This is a genomic window from Microcoleus sp. PH2017_34_RAT_O_A (genome assembly GCF_020737885.1).
Taxonomy (GTDB): Bacteria; Cyanobacteriota; Cyanobacteriia; order Cyanobacteriales; family Microcoleaceae; genus Microcoleus.
Genome location: NZ_JAEQDD010000050.1, coordinates 12,260 through 37,173 on the forward strand (window position 1 = coordinate 12,260; position 24,914 = coordinate 37,173).

Sequence of the window (24,914 nt, forward strand, 5' to 3'; positions counted from 1 at the left end):
TCTAGTCCGATCTATAGATTTATGTCGTAAGTGCGATCGACCTTATTTAAATAATAAATTTAAAATTTAAATATAATAAATTTAAATCAAACTACACTTCGCAGTCATGAAAGTTATCTCAATCATCAATATGTTGAGGATTTCCTGGAAGCAAAAATCGAAGTTAAATATCAAGCCAGGTTTCAGTTTATTTGCGATCGCCCTTTGCTTCACCTTTCTTACCAATGCCTGTGGCTTTGGATTTAACCGATCGCTCCAACCGCTGCGAATTGGAACTATCAGCTTTCCGGGATATGATATTGCCCGCTATGCCCAAACCTCAGAAATATTCAAGCAACGGGGACTAAAGGTTGAGTTTGTGCTATTTGATAACTCGCAGGATACCAGTCGGGCAGTAATCCGTGGTAGGTTAGATGCCGCATTTACTACCTTTTGGGAAGTGATGCAGGTCGATCCGGGTGATGGCAAACCTGTGGTTTTAATGACTATCGACATTTCTGCCGGGGCAGATGGAATTTTTGCCAAGCCAGAAATTAAATCCGTAGCAGATTTGCGAGGAAAGAAAGTAGCAGCAAAGTTAGGAACCATCAGCCATTTAACTTTGTTAGAAGCTTTAAAAATTCATCATCAAATTAAGCCCTCTGATGTGCCGATTTTGGATTACTCCAATGAAGTAGCAGCCCAGAAAATCAAAGAGGGTGAGATTGATGCTGCGGTGTTATGGGAACCGGTGCTGGGGGAGACAGCGAATAGCATCAAAGGCAATATAATTCACACCACAAAGCAAGTAGACAGTCTGGTAATTGATACCTTAATGTCCAGTGATAAGATAGTGAAAGCAAAAAAAGCCGAACTAAAGCAATTTATGCTGGCATGGTTTGATGTAATGCACGCAGTTAAAACTCAGCCGAAAAAAGTGTTTAAGGCGGTTGGAAAGCAATTGGGACAAAGTGGTGAGTCTTTTGCCAATGATTATGCTGGATTAAAAAAAGGTGATATGACCTTAAATCGGCGAATGTTTGCCCCAGAAGGTAGGCTCAAATCTGCCAAGGCAGAAATTGTCGAATTACTCAAATCCGATCCGCGTCATAATCGAGTAATTCGGCAAGATGTGGAGATTGATTCCACCCTTGTCAATGAAGCAATAGCGGAATGGAAACCATGAGCCAACAAGCTAGAAAGAACTTATCTCGCCAACTATTATTGGGCTTTACTGTTTCTCTGGCAACTGTTGGCTTAATCACCTTGGGATTCAACTACTTTTTGATGCAATCACAATTACAGAAAGAACTAGAACAACGCGCCCGATCGATTACCCAGGGAGTGGGGTTTTCCACGGAAGGATTAATCGAATTGGGGAATAGGAGCATTGTCAAGCGCGTGGTGCAAAACTATGCTACCTTGCCGACAGTGGTGGAAGTGGCGATCGTCAGTCCCGATGGCCAAACCCTTGCCCGGAGTGGATCGGCACTCAAAAATCCGGCCTATGCTACTATTCATCCAGAATTAGAGCAAATATTAGAGCGATCGGCCGAAACAGGTTTAGAAACAAGTTTCAGAACCAACATAGATGGTGAGTCAGCTTTAGTCGCAATTTTGCCCTTTAGCAGTACCTTGTTTCGTCAGGGAAATCGGCGCGGGTTGGCGATCGCGATTCTGAATGCCGAAGAAATGCGCCAGCAAGTATGGCAAACTTTCTATACTTCCACCGTCACCCTGCTGATTGGGATGACTGCAATTTTAGGACTGATGACGATATTAATTCAGCATATTGTATTACACCCACTCGAACGTTTGAACAAAGCAGTTATCGACAGGAATGGAATTGATAACTTTGTCATACCCAGTGGATTACCAAATAATGAAATCCAATTTCTAGCCCAGACAATTCAATCCGCAGCTATACGAGTAGAAACATATCAACAAGAACTCCGACTGCAAGCCCAAGATTTAGAAAAAGCAATCAGCGAATTGCAAAAGGCTAAAGAAATCGCCGAAATTGCCAACCGCACCAAAAGTGAATTTCTGGCTAATATGAACCACGAACTCCGAACGCCACTCAATGGCATTTTGGGTTATGCCCAAATCCTCCAACACGATCCGACGACTACTCCCAAACAGATGAAAGGATTAGGAGTAATTCACCAGTGTGGTTCCCATTTACTTACTCTGATTAATGATATTTTGGATTTGTCAAAGTTGGAAGTACACAAGATGGAACTTGATCCCCAAGATTTCCATCTAGAAAAATTCCTATCCTCCACTGTGGATATGTGCCGGATCAAGGCAGAACAAAAAGGCGTGGATTTTCGCTATCAGCCGGCTAGCAACCTGCCCATTGCAGTCCATGCTGATGACAAACGACTGCGACAAGTGTTGTTGAATTTGCTCAGCAATGCTATTAAATTTACTGATGTTGGCAGTGTCAGTTTCCGAGTTGAACCTGTGGTAAAATCAAGCGATTTTGGTGCAGCCCAAAGAATTCGATTCAAGATTAAAGATACTGGTATTGGCATTGTTTCGGAAAAATTATCGAAGATTTTTTTACCTTTCGAGCAAGCTGGAAAAGGCGATCGCAACAGCGAAGGAACTGGCTTGGGGCTTGCCATCGGCCAACAAATTATCCTGAAAATGGGCAGCGAAATTCATGTCGAGAGTGTACTTGGTGAGGGTAGTAGCTTCTGGTTTGAGGTAGATTTGTTGCCAGCATCGGATTGGATGACAGAAGATGCGATCGCCGATCGCAAAGTCATCGGCTATCAGGGCGAAAGACGCAAAATTCTGGTGATTGACGATCGCCCTGAAAATCGCCTCATTATCATAAATATGCTGGAACCCCTAGGCTTCCAAGTGGCAGAAGCTGACAACGGACAAACGGGCTTAGACATGGCCATTCAAATGCTACCAGACTCGATCGTTACCGATATCCATATGCCAATAATGGATGGGTTAGAAATGACTCGCCGCCTGCGACAACTGCCAAACTTTGCGACTACGCCGATTATTGCTTCTCCAGCCACTCTGTCTCAGGTAGACATACAGGAAAGTCTGGATGCTGGTTGCAATAGTTTTTTCCCGAAGCCCATCGAGTTTACTGGATTGTTGAACCAATTACAGAAACACCTGGAATTGCAGTGGATTTATGAAGAAATGAAACTAGATACCATGAAAATTACTGAGAATAAAGCCCATGAGGTTAAAATGGTAATGCCACCAGTTAAAGAACTGACAGCCCTCTATACCGCCGCCCAGGGTGGTTTTATGAGTGATATTCACCAGGAAGCCGATCGCCTGAAAAAATTAGCACCCGAATATATAGTCTTTGCTAACCGAGTTTTAGCACTAAGTCAACAGTTTGATGAGGAAGCCATTATTCGCCTAATCGAACCACTACTTTAGCTACTTTATTTTTGAATGTATAAACCTGTTTATTATCAATAAAAAATTTGAATCAAATTACTATATAATTGAAAAAAAACTATTTATTCTGTTTTCCTTCCTTTTAACCTCTTACATCCATCCCTTATATCCGTTACATCCGTTAGACAATCCGTTGCCGAACTTCGTGCTTCCTGCTGTTTATATATTGGAGTTTCTAATGTCAGTCAATTCCATGTCCGCAGACAAGACTATTTTAGTTGTAGACGATACTCCCAGTAATCTGCAAGTATTATTTGATGTATTGAGCGAACATGACTACCGGGTGGCGATCGCCAAAAATGGTGAAACCGCTCTACAACGAATTCAATTATCTCAGCCCGATTTGATTTTGCTAGATGTCATGATGCCTGGAATCGATGGCTTTGAGACCTGCAAACAGCTCAAAGCCAATCCTGATACTCGCGATATTCCGGTTGTTTTTATGACAGCCCTTTCCGACTCAGTAGATAAAATTAAGGGGCTAAGTTTGGGTGCAGTGGACTACATCACAAAGCCGATTCAGTGCGAAGAAGTATTGGCCCGGATTCAGGTGCATTTACAACTACGAAATGCCACACGCATCATGGAACAACGTACCAAGGAACTCAACGAAGCATTAGAAAATCTAAAACAAGCCAAAACTCATTTAGTGCAAGGCGAAAAAATGTCTGCCCTCGGCCACTTGGTGGCGGGAGTAGCCCACGAAATTAACAACCCGGTGAATTTCATTCATGCTAACCTAAACCCCGTCAAAGAATACACTGAATATTTGTTAGACTTTGTGCAACTTTACCAGAAACATTATCCAAATCCGGTTCCAGAAATCCAGACACGGGCAGAAGAAATTGATTTAAAATTTTTGCAATCAGATTTGGTTAAAATACTCAATTCGATGAAAATAGGTACGGATCGCATTCGCGAATTGGTGCTTTCTCTCCGCAATTTCTCCCGCTTGGATGAAGGCTACTGCAAAGCGGTTGATATTCATGTAGGTATTGACAGCACTCTGTTGATTTTGCAACACCGTCTAAAAGGTGGACAAAATTGTCCTGAAATTCAAGTCATCAAAAATTATGGGCAGTTACCACAAGTCCAATGTTATCCTAGTCAACTAAACCAGGTGTTTATGAATATCCTGAGTAATGCGATCGATGCTTTGGAATCATCGGGTGTCAGCAATAACCAAGAACCTAGGATTACGATTCGTACTTTCATTAGTAGTGATGATGCGATCGCAATTAGTATTGCCGATAATGGAGTCGGGATCCCGGAACCCATTCTTTGTCTATTATTCGATCCGTTTTTCACTACCAAACCTCTTGGGAAAGGCACTGGTTTGGGGCTGTCAATCAGTCATCAGATTATTACTGAAAAACATGGTGGTAAGATTGAATGTTCTTCGATTCTGGGGCAGAGTACGGAGTTTGTTGTGAAAATTCCAGTAAAATAACTTCTACTCCGCTTCTCAAAACCATCGATATGTCCCATTCCACCGATATCATTACCCTCGCCCGCTGGATGGCGGCCGACTTCAGCAACCAAGCGCAAGCCTTTGAAAATCCGCCATTCTTCGCGCACATCCGCGTCTGCATGAGACCCCTACCCACAGAACTTCTGGGCGGGATGAGCTTGTACCTAGAACAAGCCTATGATATTGAACTCAAAACTCCGTACCGAGTCCGAGTGTTAAAATTAGTCCCGATGGGCGATCGCATCGACATCGAAAATTACGCGATCGTCAACGAAGAGCAATTTTACGGCGCCTCCCGCGATCTCCAAAAGCTCCAAGAACTCAACAAAGCCGAATTTAAACTAATGCCGGGGTGCACCTTTATTACACACTGGACGGGCAGCAGCTTCAAAGGGTGTGTCGAACCCGGAAAAGGCTGCATGGTGGTCAGAAAGGGCAAAAATACCTATCTAGATAGCGAATTCGAGATCGATGGAGACAAATTCACCAGTCACGATCGCGGACGCGACCCAGAAACCGACGCCCACGTCTGGGGAGCCCAGGCCGGCCCCTTTGAATTTACCCGCTGGGCTAGCTTCGCCGACGAAATTCCGGTTTGATGCCGAAAAACCAAGTCCAGACTTGGCCAACACGCTTGATTAAAGGTTCACAATGCACCAATACCTGGTACATTAACCCAGTATTGGCAAGCAAGATTCACCGTTGATTTATGAAAGTCCTGGTTATTGGTGGCGATGGCTATTGCGGTTGGGCAACCGCACTCTACCTTTCTAACAAAGGTCACGAAGTTGGCATCCTCGACAGCTTCGTGCGGCGGCATTGGGATCTGGAACTGTGCAGCGACACCCTCACTCCCATTGCACCGATTCAGCAACGACTCCAGCGATGGCAAGATTTAACGGGTAAGTCGATCGACTTGTTCGTCGGTGACATCACCAACTACGATTTTCTCAGCAAAAGTATGAGAAAATTTGCACCAGAGGCGATCGTCCATTTCGGCGAACAGCGATCGGCGCCCTTCTCGATGATCGATCGCGAACACGCAGTCCTCACCCAAGTCAATAACGTCGTCGGGACACTGAACCTGCTGTACGCCATCCGCGAAGATTTCCCCGACTGTCACCTAGTGAAATTGGGGACAATGGGCGAATACGGCACGCCGAATATTGACATTGAAGAAGGCTACATTACGATCGAACACAACGGCCGCAAAGATACACTACCCTATCCCAAACAGCCTGGCAGTTTTTATCACTTAAGTAAAGTCCACGATTCCCACAATATCCATTTTGCCTGCAAAATCTGGGGTTTAAGAGCCACCGACTTAAATCAGGGAGTCGTCTACGGCGTACTCACCGAAGAAACTGGCATGGACGAACTGTTAATTAACCGTTTGGACTACGACGGAGTATTCGGAACAGCCTTGAACAGATTTTGCATCCAAGCTGCGATCGGGCATCCTTTGACAGTTTATGGAACTGGCGGACAAACCCGCACCTTCTTAGACATTCGGGATACCGTGCGATGCGTCGAATTGGCGATCGCCAACCCCGCCGCCGCCGGAGAATTCCGCGTCTTCAACCAATTCACCGAACAATTTAGCGTCGGCGACTTAGCCTCATTGGTGCAAAAAGCAGGCATGGCAATGGGATTAAAAGTAGAAATCAACAACCTCGAAAATCCCAGAGTCGAGAAAGAAGAACATTATTTCAATGCCAAAAACACCAGTTTGTTAGGCCTCGGCTTGCAGCCGCACTACCTCTCAGATTCCCTGCTCGATTCTCTGCTGAATTTTGCTACAAAATATCAGCACCGCGTCGATAAAAACCAAATTTTGCCGAAGGTTTCTTGGCGACGGTAAATTCGGGCACAAGCTGCGGGAGAGAGTTTTGGCATTACATAATTCTGGCATGAATCTTGTGGGGTGGGCTTCTAGCCCGCCCCAAAAATAATGATTTTCAGCTTTGATAAAATTCCAAATCATCCCGCAAATATGCAACGCTATTTTTTTAACGAACCGCGAAGGCGCGAAGGGCGCGAAGTAAGAGATGAGAAGGGAAGAGAAGAACTGCTAGCTTGGTTGGGAATAAATATGGCAACCGCGCCCGATGGTTATGACGTTCTTAATTGCTGAAACATCAGGCTCGATTCCTTCTTCCTTCTTCCTTATATACCGTGAAAAGTCGAATTCTCATCTTGTTGCTTTTAGTTGTTCTGCCGGGATTTTCTGCCAGTGCAGTTTGTGCTTATTATTTAATACCGGAATGGGCTGCACTAACGGCGAGTTATCAAAATTACCGCCTCAAAAGCGAATCGCCTTCGGCTACGGAAAAGGAAATCTTAATTGCCAAAACTGCACAGGAAATTCACCGAATTAACTGCTTTGCTGAAGGTGTGGGATTGCTTTTAGGTGGGATAATTTTATCAATTGGCATTCAGGGAATTTGTATCTTGCCGGAACAACCTCTCGATCGCAAATAACTTCAGATGAAGCTGCTGACAGAATCTTACTTAAACCAAAAAATGCGGTGGCCGAATACAGGTCGCCACATTTTAGCACAATTTGACGATGATACTGTTGTTGTCTATCAAGCTTACCGTCCGGCGATCGGTCACTTTGCAGCGGAACGCGGTTATTTTGGTGGCGAATTTAGTTTGAATCGCATGAGTTGGATTAAGCCAAACTTTCTCTGGATGATGTATCGTTCGGAATGGGGTACAAAACCCGGACAAGAAGTAATTTTGGCGGTTTCGTTAAAGCGATCGGCTTTTGACGAAATTTTAGCATCTGTCGTCCATTCCAATTTCGTTTCAGTAGTGTACGGAAGCGAAAAAGAATGGAAACAAGCTGTTAAAAATTCATCCGTGCGGCTGCAATGGGACCCAGACCACCATCCCAGTGGCGCGAAACTGGAACGGCGGGCAATTCAACTCGGCTTGCGTGGCAGTTATCTTGCCAGTTATGCCCAAGAATGGATTGTTAACATTGAGGATATTTCAGAATTTGTGCAGCAACAGCATCAATATAATACGGGCGATCTTGCCCAATTACTTACTCCTCGCGAGGCAGTGTATCCTGTTACTAACCCCGACATTTGCCAAAGACTGGGAGTATCGATTTCCTAAACAATATATCAAAGAATATAGCCTTTCTCAAAAAGATGAGGTATGTCTGGTAATGGGGAATTGGTAATTGGTAATTGGTAATTGGCAATTGGTAATCGATAGTTTCTCTAAGCTTTCTGAGGTTTCTGGGAGTAAAGACGCTCGCCCGCAGTGTGTGTTCTCTCTACTGAGAGTAGCAGAATTTGGCATACCTCATCTTTATGAAAACCTGTATAACTACAGCTTTCTTCCTTCTTCCCTCTTCCTTCTTCCTTCTTCCCTCTTCCTTCTTTCTTCTTCCTTCGTTTTATGAAAATTGCTCTGTTCACTGAAACATTTTGGCCAAAAATAGACGGCATTGTGACGCGCCTGATTCACACTGTAGATCACTTGCAGCGATCGGGCGAACAAGTTCTGATATTTTCTCCAGATTACGGAATTACAGAATACAAAGGTGCCCGAGTTTACGGTGTTGAGGGTTTGCCTTTACCGATGTACCCGGAACTGAAAATGGCACTGCCCAGTCCGGCTATAGGTCAACAATTACAGAAGTTTCAACCGGATCTTATTCATGTTGTCAATCCCGCTATTTTGGGATTGGGCGGGATCTATTACGGCAAAAAGTTCAATATTCCGATTTTGGCTTCTTACCACACGCATTTACCCAAATACTTGCACCATTACGGTTTTGGAATGCTCGAACCATTGCTGTGGGAATTGCTCAAAGGGGCGCACAATCAAGCTGAATTAAATCTGTGCACTTCTACAGCAATGGTGGATGAGTTGAGAACTCATGGCATTGAGCGAGTAGACTTGTGGCAGCGCGGTGTAGATACGGAAATGTTTGTCCCCGAATTGGCAAGTCGAGAAATGCGATCGCGCCTTTCTGAAAATAACCCAGATAGCCCCTTACTCCTCTACGTCGGCCGCCTCGGTGCCGAAAAAGAAATCGAATCCATCAAACCAGTCCTCGCCGCCATTCCCGGCGCCCGCCTCGCCCTAGTGGGAGACGGCCCGCACCGCCAAACCCTCGAACAATATTTTGCCGGCACCCCCACAAATTTTGTTGGCTACCTCAAGGGGCAAGAATTGGCTTCTGCTTACGCATCTGCTGATGCCTTCATTTTTCCCTCCCGTACCGAAACCCTGGGCTTAGTGCTCCTCGAAGCTATGGCTGCGGGGACTCCCGTAGTGGCGGCTCGCAGTGGCGGAATTCCCGATATTGTCACAGACGGTGTTAACGGCTATTTATTTGACCCCGCCGATGAAGCCGGAGCTCTGACTGCTACCCAGCGCCTGTTTGCGAATCCCGAAGAACGAGAAACCCTCCGCCAAAACGCTCGCTCTGAAGCCGAACGCTGGGGTTGGGCTGCGGCGACTAACCAACTACGAGGCTACTATCGATCGGTGGTATTTTCCCAGTCCATGGCCTCTGCTGCTTAAATTTGACAAGATGTCGCGATGTTAAACATCACCGACAGCTTAGCTTCCATCCCGAGGCAGTTTCTAGCGAGGAGGAATGTCCTCAAAGATCGATCGAACTTTTTTGCGGCTTTGATTGCGGTAGCTATCCTGCTGTTGCGTTTACCATTAAACTATGAATAGCTTTGGAATGCTTCGCGGGCGGCAAAACTGGGGCGCGGCGGCAGCCGACCGGATACGGTCGCCGAGTGCGCTAAAACAGTCACACCGCCCAGCAGCCGAGCACAGAGGGTAAAATATACATCGCCCGCGATCGATCGAACAAAAGCCTAGAAGCTCGTTTTCAGGCTGCCAGCGTTCCGAAGTCAAGTTCAGCTCATGCCTGGCGAACTCTCATCAGTATCGATGTTGTAACAAAAAAAAGATCGAGCATCTCTAACAAGCAAACTGAAGTTTCATCCGCCAAAGAATGAACCCATTATTCATCAAACCGACAATCGAATGCTGAGTTGAAAAGCAAACAACTTAAACAGTTTGCACCGCAGAATCTAGCACCGCGATCGACCAGCCGGTCAATCTACCCCTCTGAGCAAGCAGTTAATCATGACATTCTCCAATGCTGGTAGCGTTCTGGCTACACTGACTCAAGTCAATTTTATGGGGGCATTGACCTCTCGTGTTAAGAGCTTGCCAGTTACTGAATTAGTGTGCCTGCTGGACTTTGTAACGGCTGAATTTCAGCAATTTATCCGGGCAATGGACCTGATTAACAATGAAGCACTCGAAACTCTCTTAGAGCAACTGTTAGATGCCTTCACTGTCAAAATTGGTCAAATTTTGCAAGCAGACCGGACAACAATTTTTTTGGTAGATGCCAACAAAAATCAACTGTGGCACAAAACAGTGGATGGGCTCACGGGCGAAGATATAGAAATTCGCTTGCCGATGGATGCAGGCATTTTAGGCTACGTAGCAACTACTGGAAAATCGCTCAATGTCTTGCATGGTAGAGAACACGAGCATTTTAATGCCGAAGTAGACGAACCGCCGAACTACCGGGTTGAGACTATCCTCTGTATGCCGATTTTTAGCAGTAAGAGCCAGCACGAACCCGTAGCGGTGGTGAGACTGTTAAACAAAGCTGGCAATGCCCCGTTTACCGAGGAAGACGAACAGCAGTTTCAGGCTTTTGCAGATTCGATCGGGATTATTCTCGAAAGCTGTCAATCTTTCTACGTCGTGGCCCGCAACCAGCGAGGGGTGGCCGCACTTTTGAGAGCTACCACGACGTTGGGTCAAAGCCTTGACTTGGAAACAACTTTGCGCTCTGTCATGGATCAAGCTCGGGACTTGATGCAAGCCGATCGCAGCACGCTATTTTTATTAAATCCCGAAACCAACGAACTTTGGACAAAACTCGCCAAGGCCGACGGCAAAACGATGATGGAAGTCCGCATTCCTGCTAACAAAGGAATTGCAGGCTACGTGGCTTCGACCGGTCAAACTCTAAATATTACAGATGCTTACGACGATCCCCGCTTTGACCCATCTACAGACCAGCAAACGGGATATCGCACTCGCACTGTCTTGTGTATGCCGGTTCATAACGCCAAAGGTGAGCTGATTGGGGTGACTCAACTAATTAATAAGACTCAAGGCACTTTCACAACTTCCGACGAAGAGTTTTTGCGAGCATTTAATTCCCAAGCCGGAATGGCGCTGCAAAATTCTCAACTGTTTCAGAACGTGATGGTGGAAAAGCAGTATCAAAAAGATATGCTGCAAAGTCTTTCAGATGCAGTCATTTCCACCGATTTGCAGGGGCGAATTGTCACAATTAACGAAGCCGCGCTGGAATTGTTGGGCTGTCCGGTAAATCAAGATAAAAGCAAACACAATCTCGTGATTTGGGAAGATAAACTGATCGATCGCTATGTTTGGGAAGTTGTGCCGATCGATAATTTGCAATTTCGACTCGAAGACAGTCTCCTGAATGCTGCCAGACATTACGTTCCCGAACAAAGTTTAACTGTGGGACTGTTGGTGGAAACAACACTGGGTAGCGCAGCAGCAGATACAGAAGCAGAAAGTTACATTTTGGCCGTGCCCGATCGCAATGACCCCACCTTATATTACGCTTGGGGCGAAAACAGCGCCTGGACTGAGGAAGTAGCGCAGGCAGAATTAGCTAATTCCCAATCTCTATTTTCGCTGCGGAATGCTGACCTCTATCACCCTTATTGTCCCCTACCCATCTCCGGCTCTCGAATTAAAGTAATTGAACGCAGTTTGAATTTAACTGTCAACCCGCTGATCAATCCAGAAGGTGGCGCGCGCGGCGGTTTAGTGGTACTCGAAGACATCAGCCGCGAAAAGCGGATGAAAACCACAATGTCTCGCTACATGACTCCCGGAGTCGTAGATAAAATCATGGCCTTGGGCGAAGGCTCCCTGATGGTGGGCGAACGCAAAGAAGTTACTATTTTATTTTCCGACATTCGCGGCTACACCACTCTGACCGAAAATTTGGGAGCCTCGGAAGTTGTGGCCCTATTGAACCAGTATTTTGAGACGATGGTGGAGGCCGTTTTCCACTACGAAGGCACTTTAGACAAGTTTATCGGCGATGCTTTAATGGCGGTGTTCGGTGCGCCCCTGCCGCTCAATCCCCCGGAAAGTCACGGTTGGATGGCGGTGCAGTCGGCTTTAGATATGCGCCGGCGCTTGAAAGAGTTTAATGATTCTCGCCCAGGCGCCGATCCGTTTCGCTTCGGAATTGGGATTAGTTCTGGAGAGGTGGTTTCGGGAAATATTGGTTCGGAAAAGCGGATGGATTACACCGTAATCGGGGATGCGGTGAATTTGAGTTCCCGCTTGGAACAGCTTACAAAGGAGTACGGCTGCGATATAATTTTGAGCGAATTTACCTACAATTTGTGCCGCGAACGGATTTGGGTGCGAGAGTTGGACAAGGTGCGGGTTAAGGGCAAAAATCAGCCGGTCGGCATTTACGAGTTGCTGCAAATTAATTCCGATCCCCTCGATGGGGAAACCGAAAGGTTTTTGGAACTTTACAACAACGGCCGCCATGCTTATATTGCTAGAAATTTTCAGCAAGCTATTAATTATTTTGAGGCGGCTTTAGCTATGCGACCGAGCGATCGACCTGTGGAAGTTCAGATCGAGCGATCCCTCAGCTATTTGGAAATACCCCCGCCCGACGAATGGGACGGCGTGCATACTATGACAAAAAAGTAGCATATTTTATCATATCCGAGAGCCTAAATGTAAAAAAATTGGATAAAGTTTTGAGATCTTCCTTATGACAGAGTTAAGAAGTGGAAAAATGTGAAAACATGAATCGGATGCCACATTAAAGTTAGTATTTATTTTCATACCGACAATTAAATGAACTATTTATCTGTTCCGAATGCCACAAAAGCCGATCGCATTCTGGTTGTAGATGACGCACCAGATAATGTTTTGTTGGTGCAGACAATCCTGGAAGAAGAAGGTTACGAAATTAGCACGGCCGAGAACGGCTTTTCGGCCTTAAGCCAAATTGACAAGTCAACCCCCGATTTGGTATTGCTAGACGTAATGATGCCGGGAATGGACGGTTACGAAGTCACCCAGCGAATGCGACAAAATAAGGAATTGCCCTTTATCCCGATTTTGCTGATCACAGCTCACGACAGCGCCAGTGTAGTCCAGGGACTCGACATGGGCGCAGACGATTTTATCCGCAAACCCGTGGAAATGGACGAACTGCTGGCGAGGGTGCGATCGCTCTTGCGGCTCAAACACAGCGTAGACGAACGAAATTCGATCGCCCTCCAGCGCGAAGATTTTGTCTCCCGACTCGCTCACGACTTGCGGACGCCCCTCGTAGCAGCCGATCGAATGCTAACTTTAATGCAGCAGGGAGCTTTGGGAGAAATCTCGCTCCCCATGTGCGACGCTTTCGGGACAATGGTTCGCAGTAACAAAAACCTGATCGCGATGGTAAATATGCTGCTAGAAGTCTACCGCTACGAAGCAGGGCGCAAATCCCTCAGTTTCGCTCCGGTTGACTTGCGCCAGCTTATTACCGAAGTAGCCGAAGAACTCGCTCCCCTAGCCGATGCTAAAAATTTGTCGGTGAATTTAGACTTGAGTGAAAGTGCAGAAAGTGCTCCGATTGCCAAGTATCCGGGCGATCGTCTGGAGTTGCACCGCTTGCTGACTAATTTAATCGGAAATGCGATAAAATTCACCGACAGCGGCTCTATAGATATCCGCTTAAAAGCTGCCAATTCACCTGTTTATACGAGCTTCAAAAACCAACCGCTGGCATGGGTAATTATGGAAATCCAAGACACCGGCGCCGGAATTTCTCCCGCCGAACAAGCGAAGTTATTTGAAAGGTTTGGCTCGGGAACTCACAAGAAATCCAGCACAGGTTTGGGACTGCACCTCTGCCGCCAAATAGTCGAAGCTCACCGCGGCACGATCGTGGTCAAATCCGAGTTGGGTAAAGGCAGCTTGTTTACTATTCGCTTGCCTTGTTAGAGCGATTTAATTAACTGTAGATGACTTATTTCATAAATGTTTGATGGCTAGAGCAACCGCAGATTTAAGGCAGATAAACACAGATAAACGCAGATAAATAAATTCAAGATGATTTGCGAAGAAATGCAGGAAGTAAAATTAGGGTGCATCCGCTCAAGATATTTGCTGGGACAATTGATAATCTCAAAACTGATGCACACCCTGAATAGATGGTGCGTCAGAATGAGATTTTTGGCGATCGTTAAAAATGACTAAACTGACGAACCCTATCGCTGACTTTGGCTCGGACTCGCATTCCGCACTACAAACCAGTCAATCACGAATCAGAAAAATAGCTTCGTAGTCAGGACTTTAGTCCTTCTTTGGCTCGGACTCGCATTCCGCACTACAAACCAGTTCGAGACTGAATGATATCACTCGTGCGATGTCTGGGCCAGCAATACAATCAGAAAATTATTAGGCAGATGTCATATAATTACTTGGCAACTGAATTTACTTCAACTAAAACAACAGGAGTCCCGCACCAAACACGGTACGAACTTGAGTGACGGGAGGAATGCGCGTGAGGCTTGCATAGCTGAACAAATTATTGATAAACGCAGACAGACTTTCTTCAATACATGATAGAATCTTGTCATGAAACAAGTCCTGACAGTATCTTGCAAACTCCAAGTAATGCCTGAGCAGTCCATCAAAATTGATGCAACACTTCAGGCGTTCGCGAATGCTTGCGAATATGTGAATCAAACTGTATCGCCAACTCTGACAAACGAATTGGCGATGCAATCCTTGATATATCACGATGTCAGAGATATGTTTGGACTTTCGGCGCAGTTGGCAATCCATGCTATCAGACGGGTTTCTGGTAACAGAAAAACAGCCAAAAAAGATGGGAAGTCGGTCAATAAATTTACTCCTACTAGCGTCACTTACGATGCTCGTATCTTTTCTTTCAGGGAAAAAGATTGGACGGTAAGTTTGACTACTACTGGTGGTAGGGAACGGTTTGTACTGGCTATCGGAAACTACCAACTTGGATTGTTGAAAGGTCAAAACCCAAAGACTGCTACTTTGTGCAAACGCAATGATGGTAGTTACTATCTTAATATTCAGCTTGAATCTATGCCCGTCGAACCTCCACCAAGCGATCGAGTTTTGGGCTGTGATTTGGGTAGGACTGACATTGCAGTTACTTCCGATGGAGATACATTTAGCGGTAAACAAATTACCCAAGTTAGAAATCATTATGCCAAGTTGAGAGCAAACCTCCAACAAAAAGCCACGAAGGGCACGCGCAGTTCTCGGCGTAGATGTCGAGAATTGTTGAAACGGTTGTCGGGCTCTTGAAAGCGCTTTCAGACATTGGTAAATCACACTATCAGTCACCGTATCGTAACTAAGGCTCAAAACAAAAATCAAGCGATCGCTTTGGAAGATTTGACTGGAATTAGGGAGCGCACAAATCAGCAGCCACGCTCGAAAAAAGAGCGGAGACTTAGCAATAGCTGGGCATTTTTTCAGTTGCGCCAATTCCTAATATACAAAGCCATAAAGCATAGCGTCAAGATTTTGTTTGTCGAGCCTAGATACACTAGCCAAATGTGCCACAAGTGCAACCATATTCATCCTGTAAAGGGTGAGTCTTATAGGAATGGCAAAAAGTTTGCTTGTGGTCATTGTGGATGGAAAGGTGATGCCGACTTAAACGGCAGTAAGAATATTGCTGTTATTGGGGCTTCCGTAAATAAGCCTGAAGGTTCGAGATTATTTTGCAATTTGCAAGATCATTTCAGGGCTATTGAAAGCCCACACTGTACCTGTACTCAGGTCAGTGCTGGGTAATTTACTATGTCTGACTGTCCAGTGTGCGGTGCTGAGTACCTAGAAAAAAAAGCAGAGTTTTGCTCGATTTGTGGCTGGGATTTGACTCCCTACCCGCAGCGTGCTAAGCCTTCCAAAACTTATTTAAAACAAGAACAAGTTCGATTGCAGTGGGCAAAACAAATGTGGGAATCGGCCCGCAATCAACAAAATTGGTCAGCCAGATTTGACGAGTTGCAAGAGGAATTACAGCAAGGTGCGATCGCCCGCGCGTACCTGCAATCTCAGTTAGAATGGGTTCTGTACCGCCTCGAACAACTCAATCCCGAATCCATTACCAGCACTTTACTGCGACTGGAAGAGAAAATCGGCGCCTTACCTGACCAAACTCCGGCTATCTCTGAAGTGGGGATGGATTACCGACAACTGACAAAGCTGTTAGAAACTGGAAAATGGCGCAAAGCAGACGAACATACTTGGGAAATTTTGCTGCAAATCTCTGTCAGGGAAGACGAAGGCTGGCTGAGTGCAGCCGATATTGACGGGTTTCCTCTTACAGACCTTCGCACGATCGACAAACTTTGGCAACAACACAGCAGCGGGCGGTTTGGATTCACCGTACAACAACAGATTTGGGAAAGTACCGCCGGAAATTATACCCAATTGTGCGATCGACTCGGCTGGCGAGTCAAAGAAAATTGGAAATATTACAGCGAGCTCTCATTCAGCGAAAATGCTCCCCCCGGACACCTCCCCGTTACCGCCTGGAGACATCGCGCTTGTTACGGTGCTGGTAAACTCACCGCAGCAGAAAACTTTGCCCGCATTGTCGGGAGAGTTGCTACGGGCGATCGCTAATCATCCAAAATAAAAAATTCAAAATCGCCATTACCTGCTATAATCAAAACGGTTCAGCAACTGGGGCTGTGGCTCAGATGGATAGAGCAAGCGCCTCCTGAAGAATCGGGCACCCTGCGAGGAAACTCTGGGAGTGAATGTGGTCAAACTCAAGGAAGCCTAAGTCTGACAGCAGATACGGTAATCTTGAGCCAAGCTTTATCTAAATTTTGTTTAGGTAAGGAAGGTGCAGAGACTGGCTTTAGGAAGTAAACACCATAAAACCTCCTAAACATACGGCCACCACCTAAAGGCCGCAAGCCTACGGTGAAGGAATAGTCCGGAGAGTGGGGAAACTCACACAAATCTGAAGCGCTAGGTCGCCGGTTCGAACCCGGCCAGTCCCGTTAAAAATCAAGAACAATTAAAAGCAGAAGGGTAAACCCTAAGTTTTATCCTTCTGCTTTGCATATGCGTTAACCTGTATATTCAATCCAAAATCTAAAATCTAAAATCTAAAATCCTCTGACCATTGTTTAAATTTTAATTTTTAATTCCTGTTAGTGGGTTGTACGTGCGGTATTTTTTGTTATGGTTCCTGTGTCAGCTAAATAAAGTTTTTATAGGTTTAGATGTGGTTGAGAATAAATTTAAACAGGCGGCGTTACCCGCGTTTGAGGAATTCACCCAATTTTTGGTTCCTACTAGGGCTTTTGATGGCGTTTTGGTTTGGCTATCAGCAGCTTAAGAGCGAATTTCAGAGACCCCAAGCTTTGTTGGTTCTAGGTGGGGCTACGGAGCGAGAGGTGTTTGCCGCCAAATTTGCTCGATCGCACCCTCAATTGCCGATTTGGGTGTCTTCTGGGAGCAATCCTGAGTTCGCCGAATGGGTGTTTTCAGAAGCGGGAATTAAGTCCGATCGCCTGCACTTAGACTACAGAGCAGTGGATACGGTAACAAATTTTACCACCCTGGTAGATGAATTGAAAGCTCAAGGGATTGAGAGCGTGTATCTGATCACTTCTGACGATCATATGCGGCGAGCTCAGATTATTGGCGAAATCGTGCTCGGCAGTCGAGGGATTAGTTTTAAGCCTGTAGCAGTTCCGTCTGGGCGAACCCCCGAACCCGTGCAAAAAGCTCTCCGCGACGGCGCTAGAGCCATTATGTGGCTGACTACGGGTTATACAGGCGCTAACTTCAGCCAAGCCAGAATTGAATAGACAAAGAAAGGACGGCGGTTGAAACCGCTTTTGACCTCTTACTCGTAGGCGAAGCCAGCGCGAAGCGCTTATGTGGCGAAGCGCCCGTCATCAGAGTAAGAGGTCAAACTACAAAAACGAATTCCGCCGGACGCCGAATGAAGAAAATAACGTAACTTTAACCGCCCGTTCTTCAACCCGCTTGGAGTGGGTTTTGTTTGTCTGGCGTGCGAATTCTATTCGCCCGGTTCAGCGACCCAAATCGTGCATCGCATTAATCTCAGTTGCACATCTTTGAGTCAGCGCTTCCAATTCCGCGCGATCCGACGAAGCGGGCGCCTCAATTAGCTTGCCAATTCGCACCGTCAGCGGCACCGGACGCGGCACTATTGAACCTTTGGATGCGATCGCATGAGTTCCCCACAAACTAACGGGTAATAGCGGTGCTTTTGCCTTAGCAGCTATCAGCGCAGCCCCCAATTTCGGATCAGTAATTCTACCGTCTGGCGTCCGAGTTCCCTGCAAAAATACACCCGTAGCCCATCCATTTTCTAAAGACTGGATAGCCGATCGAATTGCACTGCGATCGGCACTTTCCCGCTTGACTGGATAGGCACCATAAAGCGTAATTGCCTGCTTCAAAATAGGAACTTTAAATAACTCTTCCTTTGCCATAAATGCCACTGGCCGCCTCATGGAACTAGATAAAATCGGCGGATCGAAATCGCTGGCGTGATTGCTGACTACCACAAATGGGCCTTCTGCTGGCACATTTTCTGCACCGTAGATGCGCCCCCGAAAGTAAAGGTGCAGCATCGGGCTGACAATTGACCACTTGAATAAATAGTAAAGAAGTAAACTTTCGACTGGTTCGCGACTTTTGCTCACGGAAAACCTTAGATTTTAAATTACACTGAATTTTAGCCTATCAGTTCCGCTCTGTAAAATTAACTAGGACTTGCAAAAAAACGCAGGACGTAATGATGCGCGGGTGCATCGCGATCGCATAACTTGAAATAGAGACGATAATTCCCGCAGGGACACACCCGCGAGTTGATGGCTAACTCAGGCCTGTTAATTTCCGGCTAGCATCGCTTTTTTTCCTTCCTCGGAAGTCGCGTAACCCAAGAAATCCTTAACCGCTTGGCTGGGGGGATTTTTGTAAGCGTAGTACAACTGGCGCTGATAGCGATAATTGGGGGCTTCCGGCGTCGCACCGTCTACGGGTACAACCCTCACCGTTTTCTGATTGACAACTTGAGCGAAAGTGGCATAGCCGATGCCGTTGTTACCTAAAGCTTGCAGCAGCGGAGTTGTCGCATCTCGATCGAGCGTAGCAAAATTTCGCCCAGTACCAAAACTACCGCCTCCGAGCACTTGTTCTTTAAAAGTTTGGTGAGTTCCGCTAATTTCGGGCCTGTTAATTACCTTAATCGGGCCTGCTGAACCGCCGACTTTTGACCAGTCTTGAGCATTTCCCTTGAAAATGTCTTGAACTTGAGCAGCAGTTAAGCCTCCCTGAAACGGGTTGTTAGTGCCGACTACGATCGCAATTCTATCTAAAGCAACGGGCACTGCTGCCAAACCCCTAGCTTGGTCTTCTGGCTTTAAAGCGGTCGATATCGCGGCAATATCGGCTGTTCCCGCCACCAAATCCTGAATTCCTTTTGCAGAACCATTTGCTTTGGCATCGACTGTAGTGCTGGGAAACTTGGCTTGAAAGCCATTCTTAAGGTTGAGATTGATTGTCACCATGCTGGTAGAACCGTCAATTCTCACCGCCGTGCCCGCAGGTACGGCAACTGGTAGTGCAAAGGAACTAGCAGCAACAGGCGATGCTAAGCCGGCGACAGGCGCGACGGGAGGCAGATTGGCTCCACTACTGCCTGCGGGAGCGGGAGTGGGTGTATTATTAGCATCCTGTGCCGCTGGTTTGTTCAGAAAAAAGAACCAACCACCACCGGCAAGCAGCAGAAATAACAAAATAAAAACTATGGGCGGAGGCCCGCTACTCTTGGCCATAAATCCTCCTTAGTTGTTGGGAAGTTGTTTATCGTCGGAATCGTCTAACATTTGCAGCCTGCGACTGACTTCATCATCTTCGGTCATGTTTTCTAATTCTGCCTGAAGTCTTTCTTGGGGGTTCTCAGATATTTCTGCTAAAGCTTGCTGTTCGAGGTTATGCTTTTCGACGGCATTTTTGGCTTGTTCAAATTGCGATCGAGCTGAATCAATATTAAGATCGTTGTTGACTTTGGATATGGCGCCGAGAGCTTCGTTAATCTCGACCATATCTTTCATGTTTTGCATATCGGTTTTGTAGGCTTCCAGCTTCGTGCGCTCTCGATTCAGCTTGTCTTTGGAAGCGTTCACAAACTGTTCGGCTTGTTTTACTGCATCTTCGTACTGCGGCAGGATTTTTTCTATCTGAATTACCTTAGATATGGCTAAGCGGGCTGCTTCTTCGTTGCCGTTGCGGTTGGCTGTCTTGGCTTGGCGCTCTAAAGTTTGCATCTCTCTAACTTTTTCTTCATATTTTGTTTTGGTGCGCTGGTAGGCTGCAACTTGTTTAGAAACTGCTTCTGCGAGCTTTTGGACGGACTCTTGCATCGATCGCAGCGACTCTTCGGCTACGGCGACTGAAATTTTACCACCGGATTCTACGGGAAGTCCCCACAGCCAGTTCCACCCGCCTACTATGGTTCTGCCGGCTTTTTCGCCCATCAGCCAGTAAATAGCTTTTTTCATATAAGTACCGGATTAGCTTGATTTTTATTCCTAGTTTAAATCAGAATTTGCCGATCGACCTCAAGGGCGATCGATATATAGATTATTTTTAATCGCGATTTTTAGCTGTTTGGATTGTCGAGCGCCAATTTGCACAACAGGTCATAGTAAAATTTTCCTGTTGTGCTATTTATTTTTCGGCAATTTTCTGATCGATTAACTCAATTTTACCAGAAAGAATTGGTTGAAAGCCGGAACCCCGATCGGGAGAAATTAAAATCAGACTATTCATTACTCCAATCCTCTTCCTTCTAGGTAGAGGTCGCTCTTAAACTGTCAACTGTCAACTGTCAACTGTCAACTGTCAACTGTTTAACAATAGATTAAGCGGGCAAATCTGCAAAACTGCTGACATTTACCAGCGCTAAATTGGGACAAGTCCGTTTGATCAAACCTGTGAGAACTTTACCTGGGCCAATTTCCACTACGCGATCGATTCCTTGTTGTGGCAATTGCAGAGAAATTTCTCGCCAGCGCACGCCTTTAGTCATTTGATAATTCAACCGCTGTTTTAGAGTAGCTGCGCTAGTAGTCGCTGTCGGTTCTGAGTTCGAGAGTACCAGCATTTTAGCATCGGAAAATCTTGCCGACTTTAACGCTAGTTGAAACTCTGCCGCCACCCCGGCCATCAGGGGAGAGTGAAACGCGCCGGAAACATTCAATTTAACCGCGCGTTTGACTTTTATTTTGGCTAGCAAATCTTCTACTGCTGTCGGCGTGCCAGAAATCACTACTTGTGCTTCGCTGTTATCGTTGGCGAGCACCACATCTCGGCTGTATTGAATTTGCAGTTCTAATTCCTGCCTGTCGAAGCCGATCAACGCCACCATTTGCCCGCCGGAGGCAGTCTCCATCAGTTCGGCGCGGCGTTTGACTAAGCGCAATCCCGTTTCAAAGTCAAAGACGCCTGCTGCGTACAGGGCAACATATTCTCCTAAACTGTGACCGGCAACTACTGCGGGTCGATCGCTCTTTTCTCGCATTAAGTCTGCCAAAATGCTTTCTACTACGAACAAGCAAGGCTGAGTGTAGAGAGTCCGAGATAGTTTTGCTTCTTCTTTTTGGCAAACTTCAGGGACAGACCAGCCTAAAATTTCTTTAGCCAGCTCAAATTTAGCTTTGGCTGCTGGCAAGTTTAATAAGTCTGCACCCATCCCGATCGCCTGGGAACCTTGTCCGGGAAATACCCATGCTGTTTTAGTCATTTTTCCGGTAATCTGCTAATTGGTGGTTGCTAAGAAAGTGATTGCAAAAATTCTTTGTTTCCCGCTTCTGAGTTCGCTGACTGGTATCCGCTATCTTTCGGTTCACGAACTATCTACTCGCGACTCACAACTATAACATAATAACTGCGCTTTTTTCGAGGTTTATATTTTTTTTGCTACTTTAATTCAGGTCGATCGCCGTAGTAAAATTTTCAACCTTCGACGGGGGGAAAGTCCATCGAAAAATAGAGGATTTTCAATTGCAGCACACTCTTGTCCAGAATTCCTGTCGAAGGATGCACGGCTTGGTGCAGGCTTTACCCTATGCTATGACCTGTGTATGGCGTGTTAAAAGATTTTTCTTTTTTAATGGTCGCACGCCCGATGTCAGCAGGGCAAGTTTAGAGCAAAATATTGTACCAGTTCCCTAAAATCATGAAACTGCTAGCCTGCGCTTCCAACCCATAGTTCATCAGTGATTCCCCAATCTAAAATCTAAAATCTAAAATCTAAAATCGTATTACCTTCCCCATTGAAAAATCGCCGCCCCCCAGCTCAAACCTGCACCGAAACCAGCCGCAGCAATAGTCTCACCAGATTTAACTTTACCCAGACGCACCGATTCGTCTAAAGCAAGGGGAATTGAAGCTGCTGAGGTATTGCCGTAATTTGCTAAATTGCTGATTACTTTTTCCGGGGGAATCTTGAGCCTTTGGGCAACTGCATCGAGAATCCGTTGATTGGCTTGGTGCAACAGCAGCCAGTCAATTTTTTCGGCGCTGATATTTGCCCGAAACATCGCTTTTTCTATGACTTCCGGCACTTTTTTGACGGCAAACCGATAGATTTCTTGACCGTTCATGGCGATCGGCTCAAATCCACCTTGTCCGATATTCACGCCCTCAATTAATGATTTTGACTCGGCTTTGTAGGCTAAATTGAGAGACGAATTTTGCGTGCCGTCGCTGCGAATTTCAAATCCCAAAAATCGATCGACCTCTGAAGCCTGCAATACCACCGCACCTGCACCGTCTCCAAATAAAATGCAAGTACCTCGATCCGACCAATTCACCCAGCGAGATAAAATATCTGCTCCGATCAGCAAAACATTTTGATAAACGCCTGTCCGAATGAACTGCGAGGCTGTAACTAAACCAAACACAAATCCCGAACAAGCTGCTGTCAAATCGAAAGCCACAGCTTTTGTAGCGCCCAACTGATATTGAATTTTGCCCGCAGTGCCGAACAAATCGTCAGGGCTTGATGTGGCCAAAATAATCAAATCGATATCTGTCGGCGAAATTTCTGCCATGGCGATCGCCCTGCGGGATGCCTCCGATGCCAAATCGCACAAAGAAGTGCGATCGTCCGCCAGCCTGCGCGATCGAATGCCCGTTCGCGCCGCAATCCACTCGTCAGACGTTTCTACAATCTGACTCAAACCATTATTATCTAGCGAAACCTGCGGTGTACAAGACCCGCTACCCGTGACGGCAATGCCGAACCCTGATTGCTGCAACATTCCTCTCCATTTACTCGCTGTTCGGTCGAGAAATTAAAAATTAAAAACTTCAAATTTAAACTATTTTTTAAACTGCTGAAATTACTTTTTTCAAGCAAAACAGTTGGTTTAATCTGACATTTTTAATTTGACTTTTTTAATTTTTAATTTCTACTTACTAGAAAGAATTGGTTTAAAGCCCCAAGCCCGGGAGAAATTAAAAGAAGACTACTCATTACTCCAATCCTCTTCCTTCCAGGTCGAGGTTGCACTCAACTGTCAACTGTCAACTGCCAACTGTCAACTGTCAACTGCCAACTGTCAACTGTTAACTGTCAACTGCCAACTGTCAACTGTCAACTGTCAACTGTCAACTGTTCAAAGCTTCTTGTTCCACAGCGCTTTCGCGATTGGACGATTTAATTCGCTCCAGCACTTGGTTGTCAATAGCCCCTTTTGCCAAACGAATGGCATTAAAAATCGAGGCAGCTTGAGACGAACCGTGGCTGATAATGCAAACTCCAGCAACGCCCAACAGCAAACCGCCACCATGTTCAACGTGGTCTACTCGCTGCTTGAATCCTTGCAAGCTTTTTTGCAGCATAGGATCGTTAATTTGATGTTGGAGCCCTTTGACCAGCTCTTCCTTGAGCACCTGGACTACGACTTCGCCCACCGCTTCGGCAAACTTCAACAACACGTTGCCGACAAACCCGTCGCAGACAATCACGTCAAAGTTCCCCGACAGCACGTCGCGGCCTTCGGCATTGCCCACAAAAGGAATGTTCGGATTGTCCGCCAATAACTGATGGGTGCGTACCGCAGCGTCGTTGCCTTTAGAAGGTTCTTCGCCAATGTTTAGCAGGCCGATTTTTGGTTCGGCGACGCCGAGCACGCACTGGCTGTAAATAGTTCCCATCAGAGCAAACTGCTCCAAAAATTTTGGGCGGCAGTCCACATTAGCGCCGACATCGAGAATGAGTACAGAGGTACCCGGTACCATTGTCGGCAAAACCGCACCGATCGCGGGGCGATCGATTCCAGGTAGCCGCCCCAACCTCAGTAGGGCAGCCGCCATTGCCGCACCGGAGTGACCGGCGGACACCACAGCATCAGCCTGCTGCTGCTTCACCAAGTTCATGGCTACGTTAATCGAAGCTTTGGGCTTGCGTTTGAGGGCACTTAGAGGTTCTTCGTGCATTTCCACCGTTCCTTCTGAAGGAACGATTTCTAGCTGACCTGTAGAGACGCGGCCGATCGCGTCTTGAAGACGTAGCGAGTCTTCTATTTGCTGCGGGTCGCCCACCAGCAAAATCTCTACGCCTAACTCTTCTTGTGCCTTAAGCGCTCCAGCTACAACTTCGGCGGGGGCGTGATCCCCACCCATAGCGTCTATTGCAATTCTTGCGCGTGTCGATCCCATTGACCAATGTTTGAGAAACACTAAAAATTCTACCAGGAAGTCAGCCGATTTTCGATTTTCGATTTTCGATTGAGTTACAGCCTGAAATCTGGCAGCAGAAACTAGGGTCGAAAATTTTGGGAGCATCCACGAATGGCGTCGGGGCGTTGTACCCGTTTCTTGCGGATCT

At 46.3% G+C, this 24,914-nt stretch carries 21 protein-coding genes; 14 read left to right on the top strand and 7 right to left on the bottom strand.

What is annotated here, in order from left to right; translation table 11 throughout:
* Positions 1-106: 106 nt before the first annotated feature.
* From JGK11_RS17615 to JGK11_RS17645, 7 genes are all read left to right on the top strand, one after another.
* Positions 107-1,165, top strand: coding sequence for an ABC transporter substrate-binding protein (locus JGK11_RS17615; protein ID WP_293212389.1), 1,059 nt, complete (start codon positions 107-109; stop codon positions 1,163-1,165).
* Positions 1,153-3,399 carry an ATP-binding protein gene (locus tag JGK11_RS17620; RefSeq protein ID WP_293212390.1) on the top strand — a complete coding sequence of 749 codons (2,247 nt, stop codon included), beginning with the start codon at positions 1,153-1,155 and terminating at the stop codon, positions 3,397-3,399. The genes JGK11_RS17615 and JGK11_RS17620 overlap by 13 nt, the downstream gene beginning before the upstream one ends.
* Positions 3,400-3,598: 199 nt before the next feature.
* Positions 3,599-4,870, top strand: a complete 1,272-nt coding sequence (locus JGK11_RS17625; RefSeq protein ID WP_293183107.1) for a response regulator — start codon at positions 3,599-3,601, stop codon at positions 4,868-4,870.
* Positions 4,871-4,899: 29 nt separating this feature from the next.
* Positions 4,900-5,490 (top strand): chromophore lyase CpcT/CpeT, encoded by a 591-nt coding sequence (locus JGK11_RS17630; RefSeq protein ID WP_293183105.1) that lies wholly within the window; start codon positions 4,900-4,902, stop codon positions 5,488-5,490.
* A gap of 110 nt (positions 5,491-5,600) precedes the next feature.
* Positions 5,601-6,752 carry an NAD-dependent epimerase/dehydratase family protein gene (locus tag JGK11_RS17635; RefSeq protein WP_293183103.1) on the top strand — a complete coding sequence of 384 codons (1,152 nt, stop codon included), beginning with the start codon at positions 5,601-5,603 and terminating at the stop codon, positions 6,750-6,752.
* Positions 6,753-7,066: 314 nt separating this feature from the next.
* Positions 7,067-7,372, top strand: coding sequence for a hypothetical protein (locus JGK11_RS17640; RefSeq protein ID WP_293203432.1), 306 nt, complete (start codon positions 7,067-7,069; stop codon positions 7,370-7,372).
* A gap of 6 nt (positions 7,373-7,378) precedes the next feature.
* On the top strand, positions 7,379-8,017 hold the full coding sequence (locus JGK11_RS17645) for a DUF4291 domain-containing protein (RefSeq protein ID WP_293197011.1): 639 nt from the start codon (positions 7,379-7,381) through the stop codon (positions 8,015-8,017).
* Positions 8,018-8,124: 107 nt separating this feature from the next.
* On the opposite strand, the gene JGK11_RS17650 is transcribed toward JGK11_RS17645, so the two are convergent.
* Entirely contained in the window at positions 8,125-8,325 is a 201-nt protein-coding gene (locus tag JGK11_RS17650) for a hypothetical protein (RefSeq protein ID WP_293212391.1), read from the bottom strand.
* Here JGK11_RS17650 and JGK11_RS17655 point away from each other — a divergent pair.
* The 7 genes from JGK11_RS17655 to JGK11_RS17685 all read left to right on the top strand — a co-directional run bounded on the left by JGK11_RS17655 (position 8,306) and on the right by JGK11_RS17685 (position 17,850).
* Complete coding sequence (locus JGK11_RS17655) at positions 8,306-9,439, top strand: glycosyltransferase (protein ID WP_293197009.1); 1,134 nt, start codon at positions 8,306-8,308, stop codon at positions 9,437-9,439. The two genes, JGK11_RS17650 and JGK11_RS17655, sit on opposite strands and share 20 nt — an antisense overlap.
* A 582-nt stretch (positions 9,440-10,021) precedes the next feature.
* Positions 10,022-12,676 carry a GAF domain-containing protein gene (locus JGK11_RS17660; protein ID WP_293183091.1) on the top strand — a complete coding sequence of 885 codons (2,655 nt, stop codon included), beginning with the start codon at positions 10,022-10,024 and terminating at the stop codon, positions 12,674-12,676.
* 150 nt (positions 12,677-12,826) lie between these two features.
* Entirely contained in the window at positions 12,827-13,969 is a 1,143-nt protein-coding gene (locus JGK11_RS17665) for a hybrid sensor histidine kinase/response regulator (RefSeq protein WP_293183089.1), read from the top strand.
* Positions 13,970-14,605: 636 nt separating this feature from the next.
* Positions 14,606-15,316, top strand: coding sequence for a transposase (locus JGK11_RS17670; RefSeq protein ID WP_293197008.1), 711 nt, complete (start codon positions 14,606-14,608; stop codon positions 15,314-15,316).
* 15 nt (positions 15,317-15,331) lie between these two features.
* Positions 15,332-15,811 carry a transposase gene (locus JGK11_RS17675; protein ID WP_293192147.1) on the top strand — a complete coding sequence of 160 codons (480 nt, stop codon included), beginning with the start codon at positions 15,332-15,334 and terminating at the stop codon, positions 15,809-15,811.
* Positions 15,812-15,817: 6 nt separating this feature from the next.
* A complete protein-coding gene (locus JGK11_RS17680) occupies positions 15,818-16,648 on the top strand; it encodes a GUN4 domain-containing protein (protein ID WP_293192144.1) in 831 nt (276 codons plus the stop codon).
* A gap of 611 nt (positions 16,649-17,259) precedes the next feature.
* Positions 17,260-17,850, top strand: a complete 591-nt coding sequence (locus JGK11_RS17685) for a YdcF family protein (RefSeq protein ID WP_293183081.1) — start codon at positions 17,260-17,262, stop codon at positions 17,848-17,850.
* Between the two features lie 228 nt (positions 17,851-18,078).
* Here the strand turns inward: JGK11_RS17685 and JGK11_RS17690 are convergent, their stop codons facing one another.
* The 6 genes from JGK11_RS17690 to plsX form a co-directional block, all read right to left on the bottom strand.
* Entirely contained in the window at positions 18,079-18,717 is a 639-nt protein-coding gene (locus JGK11_RS17690) for a lysophospholipid acyltransferase family protein (RefSeq protein WP_293183079.1), read from the bottom strand.
* 186 nt (positions 18,718-18,903) lie between these two features.
* Positions 18,904-19,851 carry a phosphate ABC transporter substrate-binding protein gene (locus tag JGK11_RS17695; protein WP_293212392.1) on the bottom strand — a complete coding sequence of 316 codons (948 nt, stop codon included), beginning with the start codon at positions 19,849-19,851 and terminating at the stop codon, positions 18,904-18,906.
* Positions 19,852-19,860: 9 nt separating this feature from the next.
* Positions 19,861-20,577, bottom strand: coding sequence for a PspA/IM30 family protein (locus JGK11_RS17700; protein WP_293212393.1), 717 nt, complete (start codon positions 20,575-20,577; stop codon positions 19,861-19,863).
* 362 nt (positions 20,578-20,939) lie between these two features.
* On the bottom strand, positions 20,940-21,821 hold the full coding sequence (fabD, locus tag JGK11_RS17705) for an ACP S-malonyltransferase (RefSeq protein ID WP_293192140.1): 882 nt from the start codon (positions 21,819-21,821) through the stop codon (positions 20,940-20,942).
* A gap of 520 nt (positions 21,822-22,341) precedes the next feature.
* Entirely contained in the window at positions 22,342-23,343 is a 1,002-nt protein-coding gene (locus JGK11_RS17710; protein ID WP_293157417.1) for a beta-ketoacyl-ACP synthase III, read from the bottom strand.
* Between the two features lie 349 nt (positions 23,344-23,692).
* On the bottom strand, positions 23,693-24,745 hold the full coding sequence (gene plsX / locus JGK11_RS17715) for a phosphate acyltransferase PlsX (RefSeq protein WP_293183071.1): 1,053 nt from the start codon (positions 24,743-24,745) through the stop codon (positions 23,693-23,695).
* Between the last annotated feature and the right edge of the window lie 169 nt (positions 24,746-24,914).

Coding starts and splice junctions, on each gene's coding strand:
- JGK11_RS17615 (WP_293212389.1), top strand. CDS start 107: ATGAAAGTTATCTCAATCATCAATATGTTGAGGATTTCCTGGAAGCAA.
- JGK11_RS17620 (WP_293212390.1), top strand. CDS start 1,153: ATGGAAACCATGAGCCAACAAGCTAGAAAGAACTTATCTCGCCAACTA.
- JGK11_RS17625 (WP_293183107.1), top strand. CDS start 3,599: ATGTCAGTCAATTCCATGTCCGCAGACAAGACTATTTTAGTTGTAGAC.
- JGK11_RS17630 (WP_293183105.1), top strand. CDS start 4,900: ATGTCCCATTCCACCGATATCATTACCCTCGCCCGCTGGATGGCGGCC.
- JGK11_RS17635 (WP_293183103.1), top strand. CDS start 5,601: ATGAAAGTCCTGGTTATTGGTGGCGATGGCTATTGCGGTTGGGCAACC.
- JGK11_RS17645 (WP_293197011.1), top strand. CDS start 7,379: ATGAAGCTGCTGACAGAATCTTACTTAAACCAAAAAATGCGGTGGCCG.
- JGK11_RS17655 (WP_293197009.1), top strand. CDS start 8,306: ATGAAAATTGCTCTGTTCACTGAAACATTTTGGCCAAAAATAGACGGC.
- JGK11_RS17660 (WP_293183091.1), top strand. CDS start 10,022: ATGACATTCTCCAATGCTGGTAGCGTTCTGGCTACACTGACTCAAGTC.
- JGK11_RS17665 (WP_293183089.1), top strand. CDS start 12,827: ATGAACTATTTATCTGTTCCGAATGCCACAAAAGCCGATCGCATTCTG.
- JGK11_RS17670 (WP_293197008.1), top strand. CDS start 14,606: ATGAAACAAGTCCTGACAGTATCTTGCAAACTCCAAGTAATGCCTGAG.
- JGK11_RS17680 (WP_293192144.1), top strand. CDS start 15,818: ATGTCTGACTGTCCAGTGTGCGGTGCTGAGTACCTAGAAAAAAAAGCA.
- JGK11_RS17685 (WP_293183081.1), top strand. CDS start 17,260: ATGTGGTTGAGAATAAATTTAAACAGGCGGCGTTACCCGCGTTTGAGG.
- JGK11_RS17695 (WP_293212392.1), bottom strand. CDS start 19,851: ATGGCCAAGAGTAGCGGGCCTCCGCCCATAGTTTTTATTTTGTTATTT.
- JGK11_RS17700 (WP_293212393.1), bottom strand. CDS start 20,577: ATGAAAAAAGCTATTTACTGGCTGATGGGCGAAAAAGCCGGCAGAACC.
- fabD (WP_293192140.1), bottom strand. CDS start 21,821: ATGACTAAAACAGCATGGGTATTTCCCGGACAAGGTTCCCAGGCGATC.
- JGK11_RS17710 (WP_293157417.1), bottom strand. CDS start 23,343: ATGTTGCAGCAATCAGGGTTCGGCATTGCCGTCACGGGTAGCGGGTCT.
- plsX (WP_293183071.1), bottom strand. CDS start 24,745: ATGGGATCGACACGCGCAAGAATTGCAATAGACGCTATGGGTGGGGAT.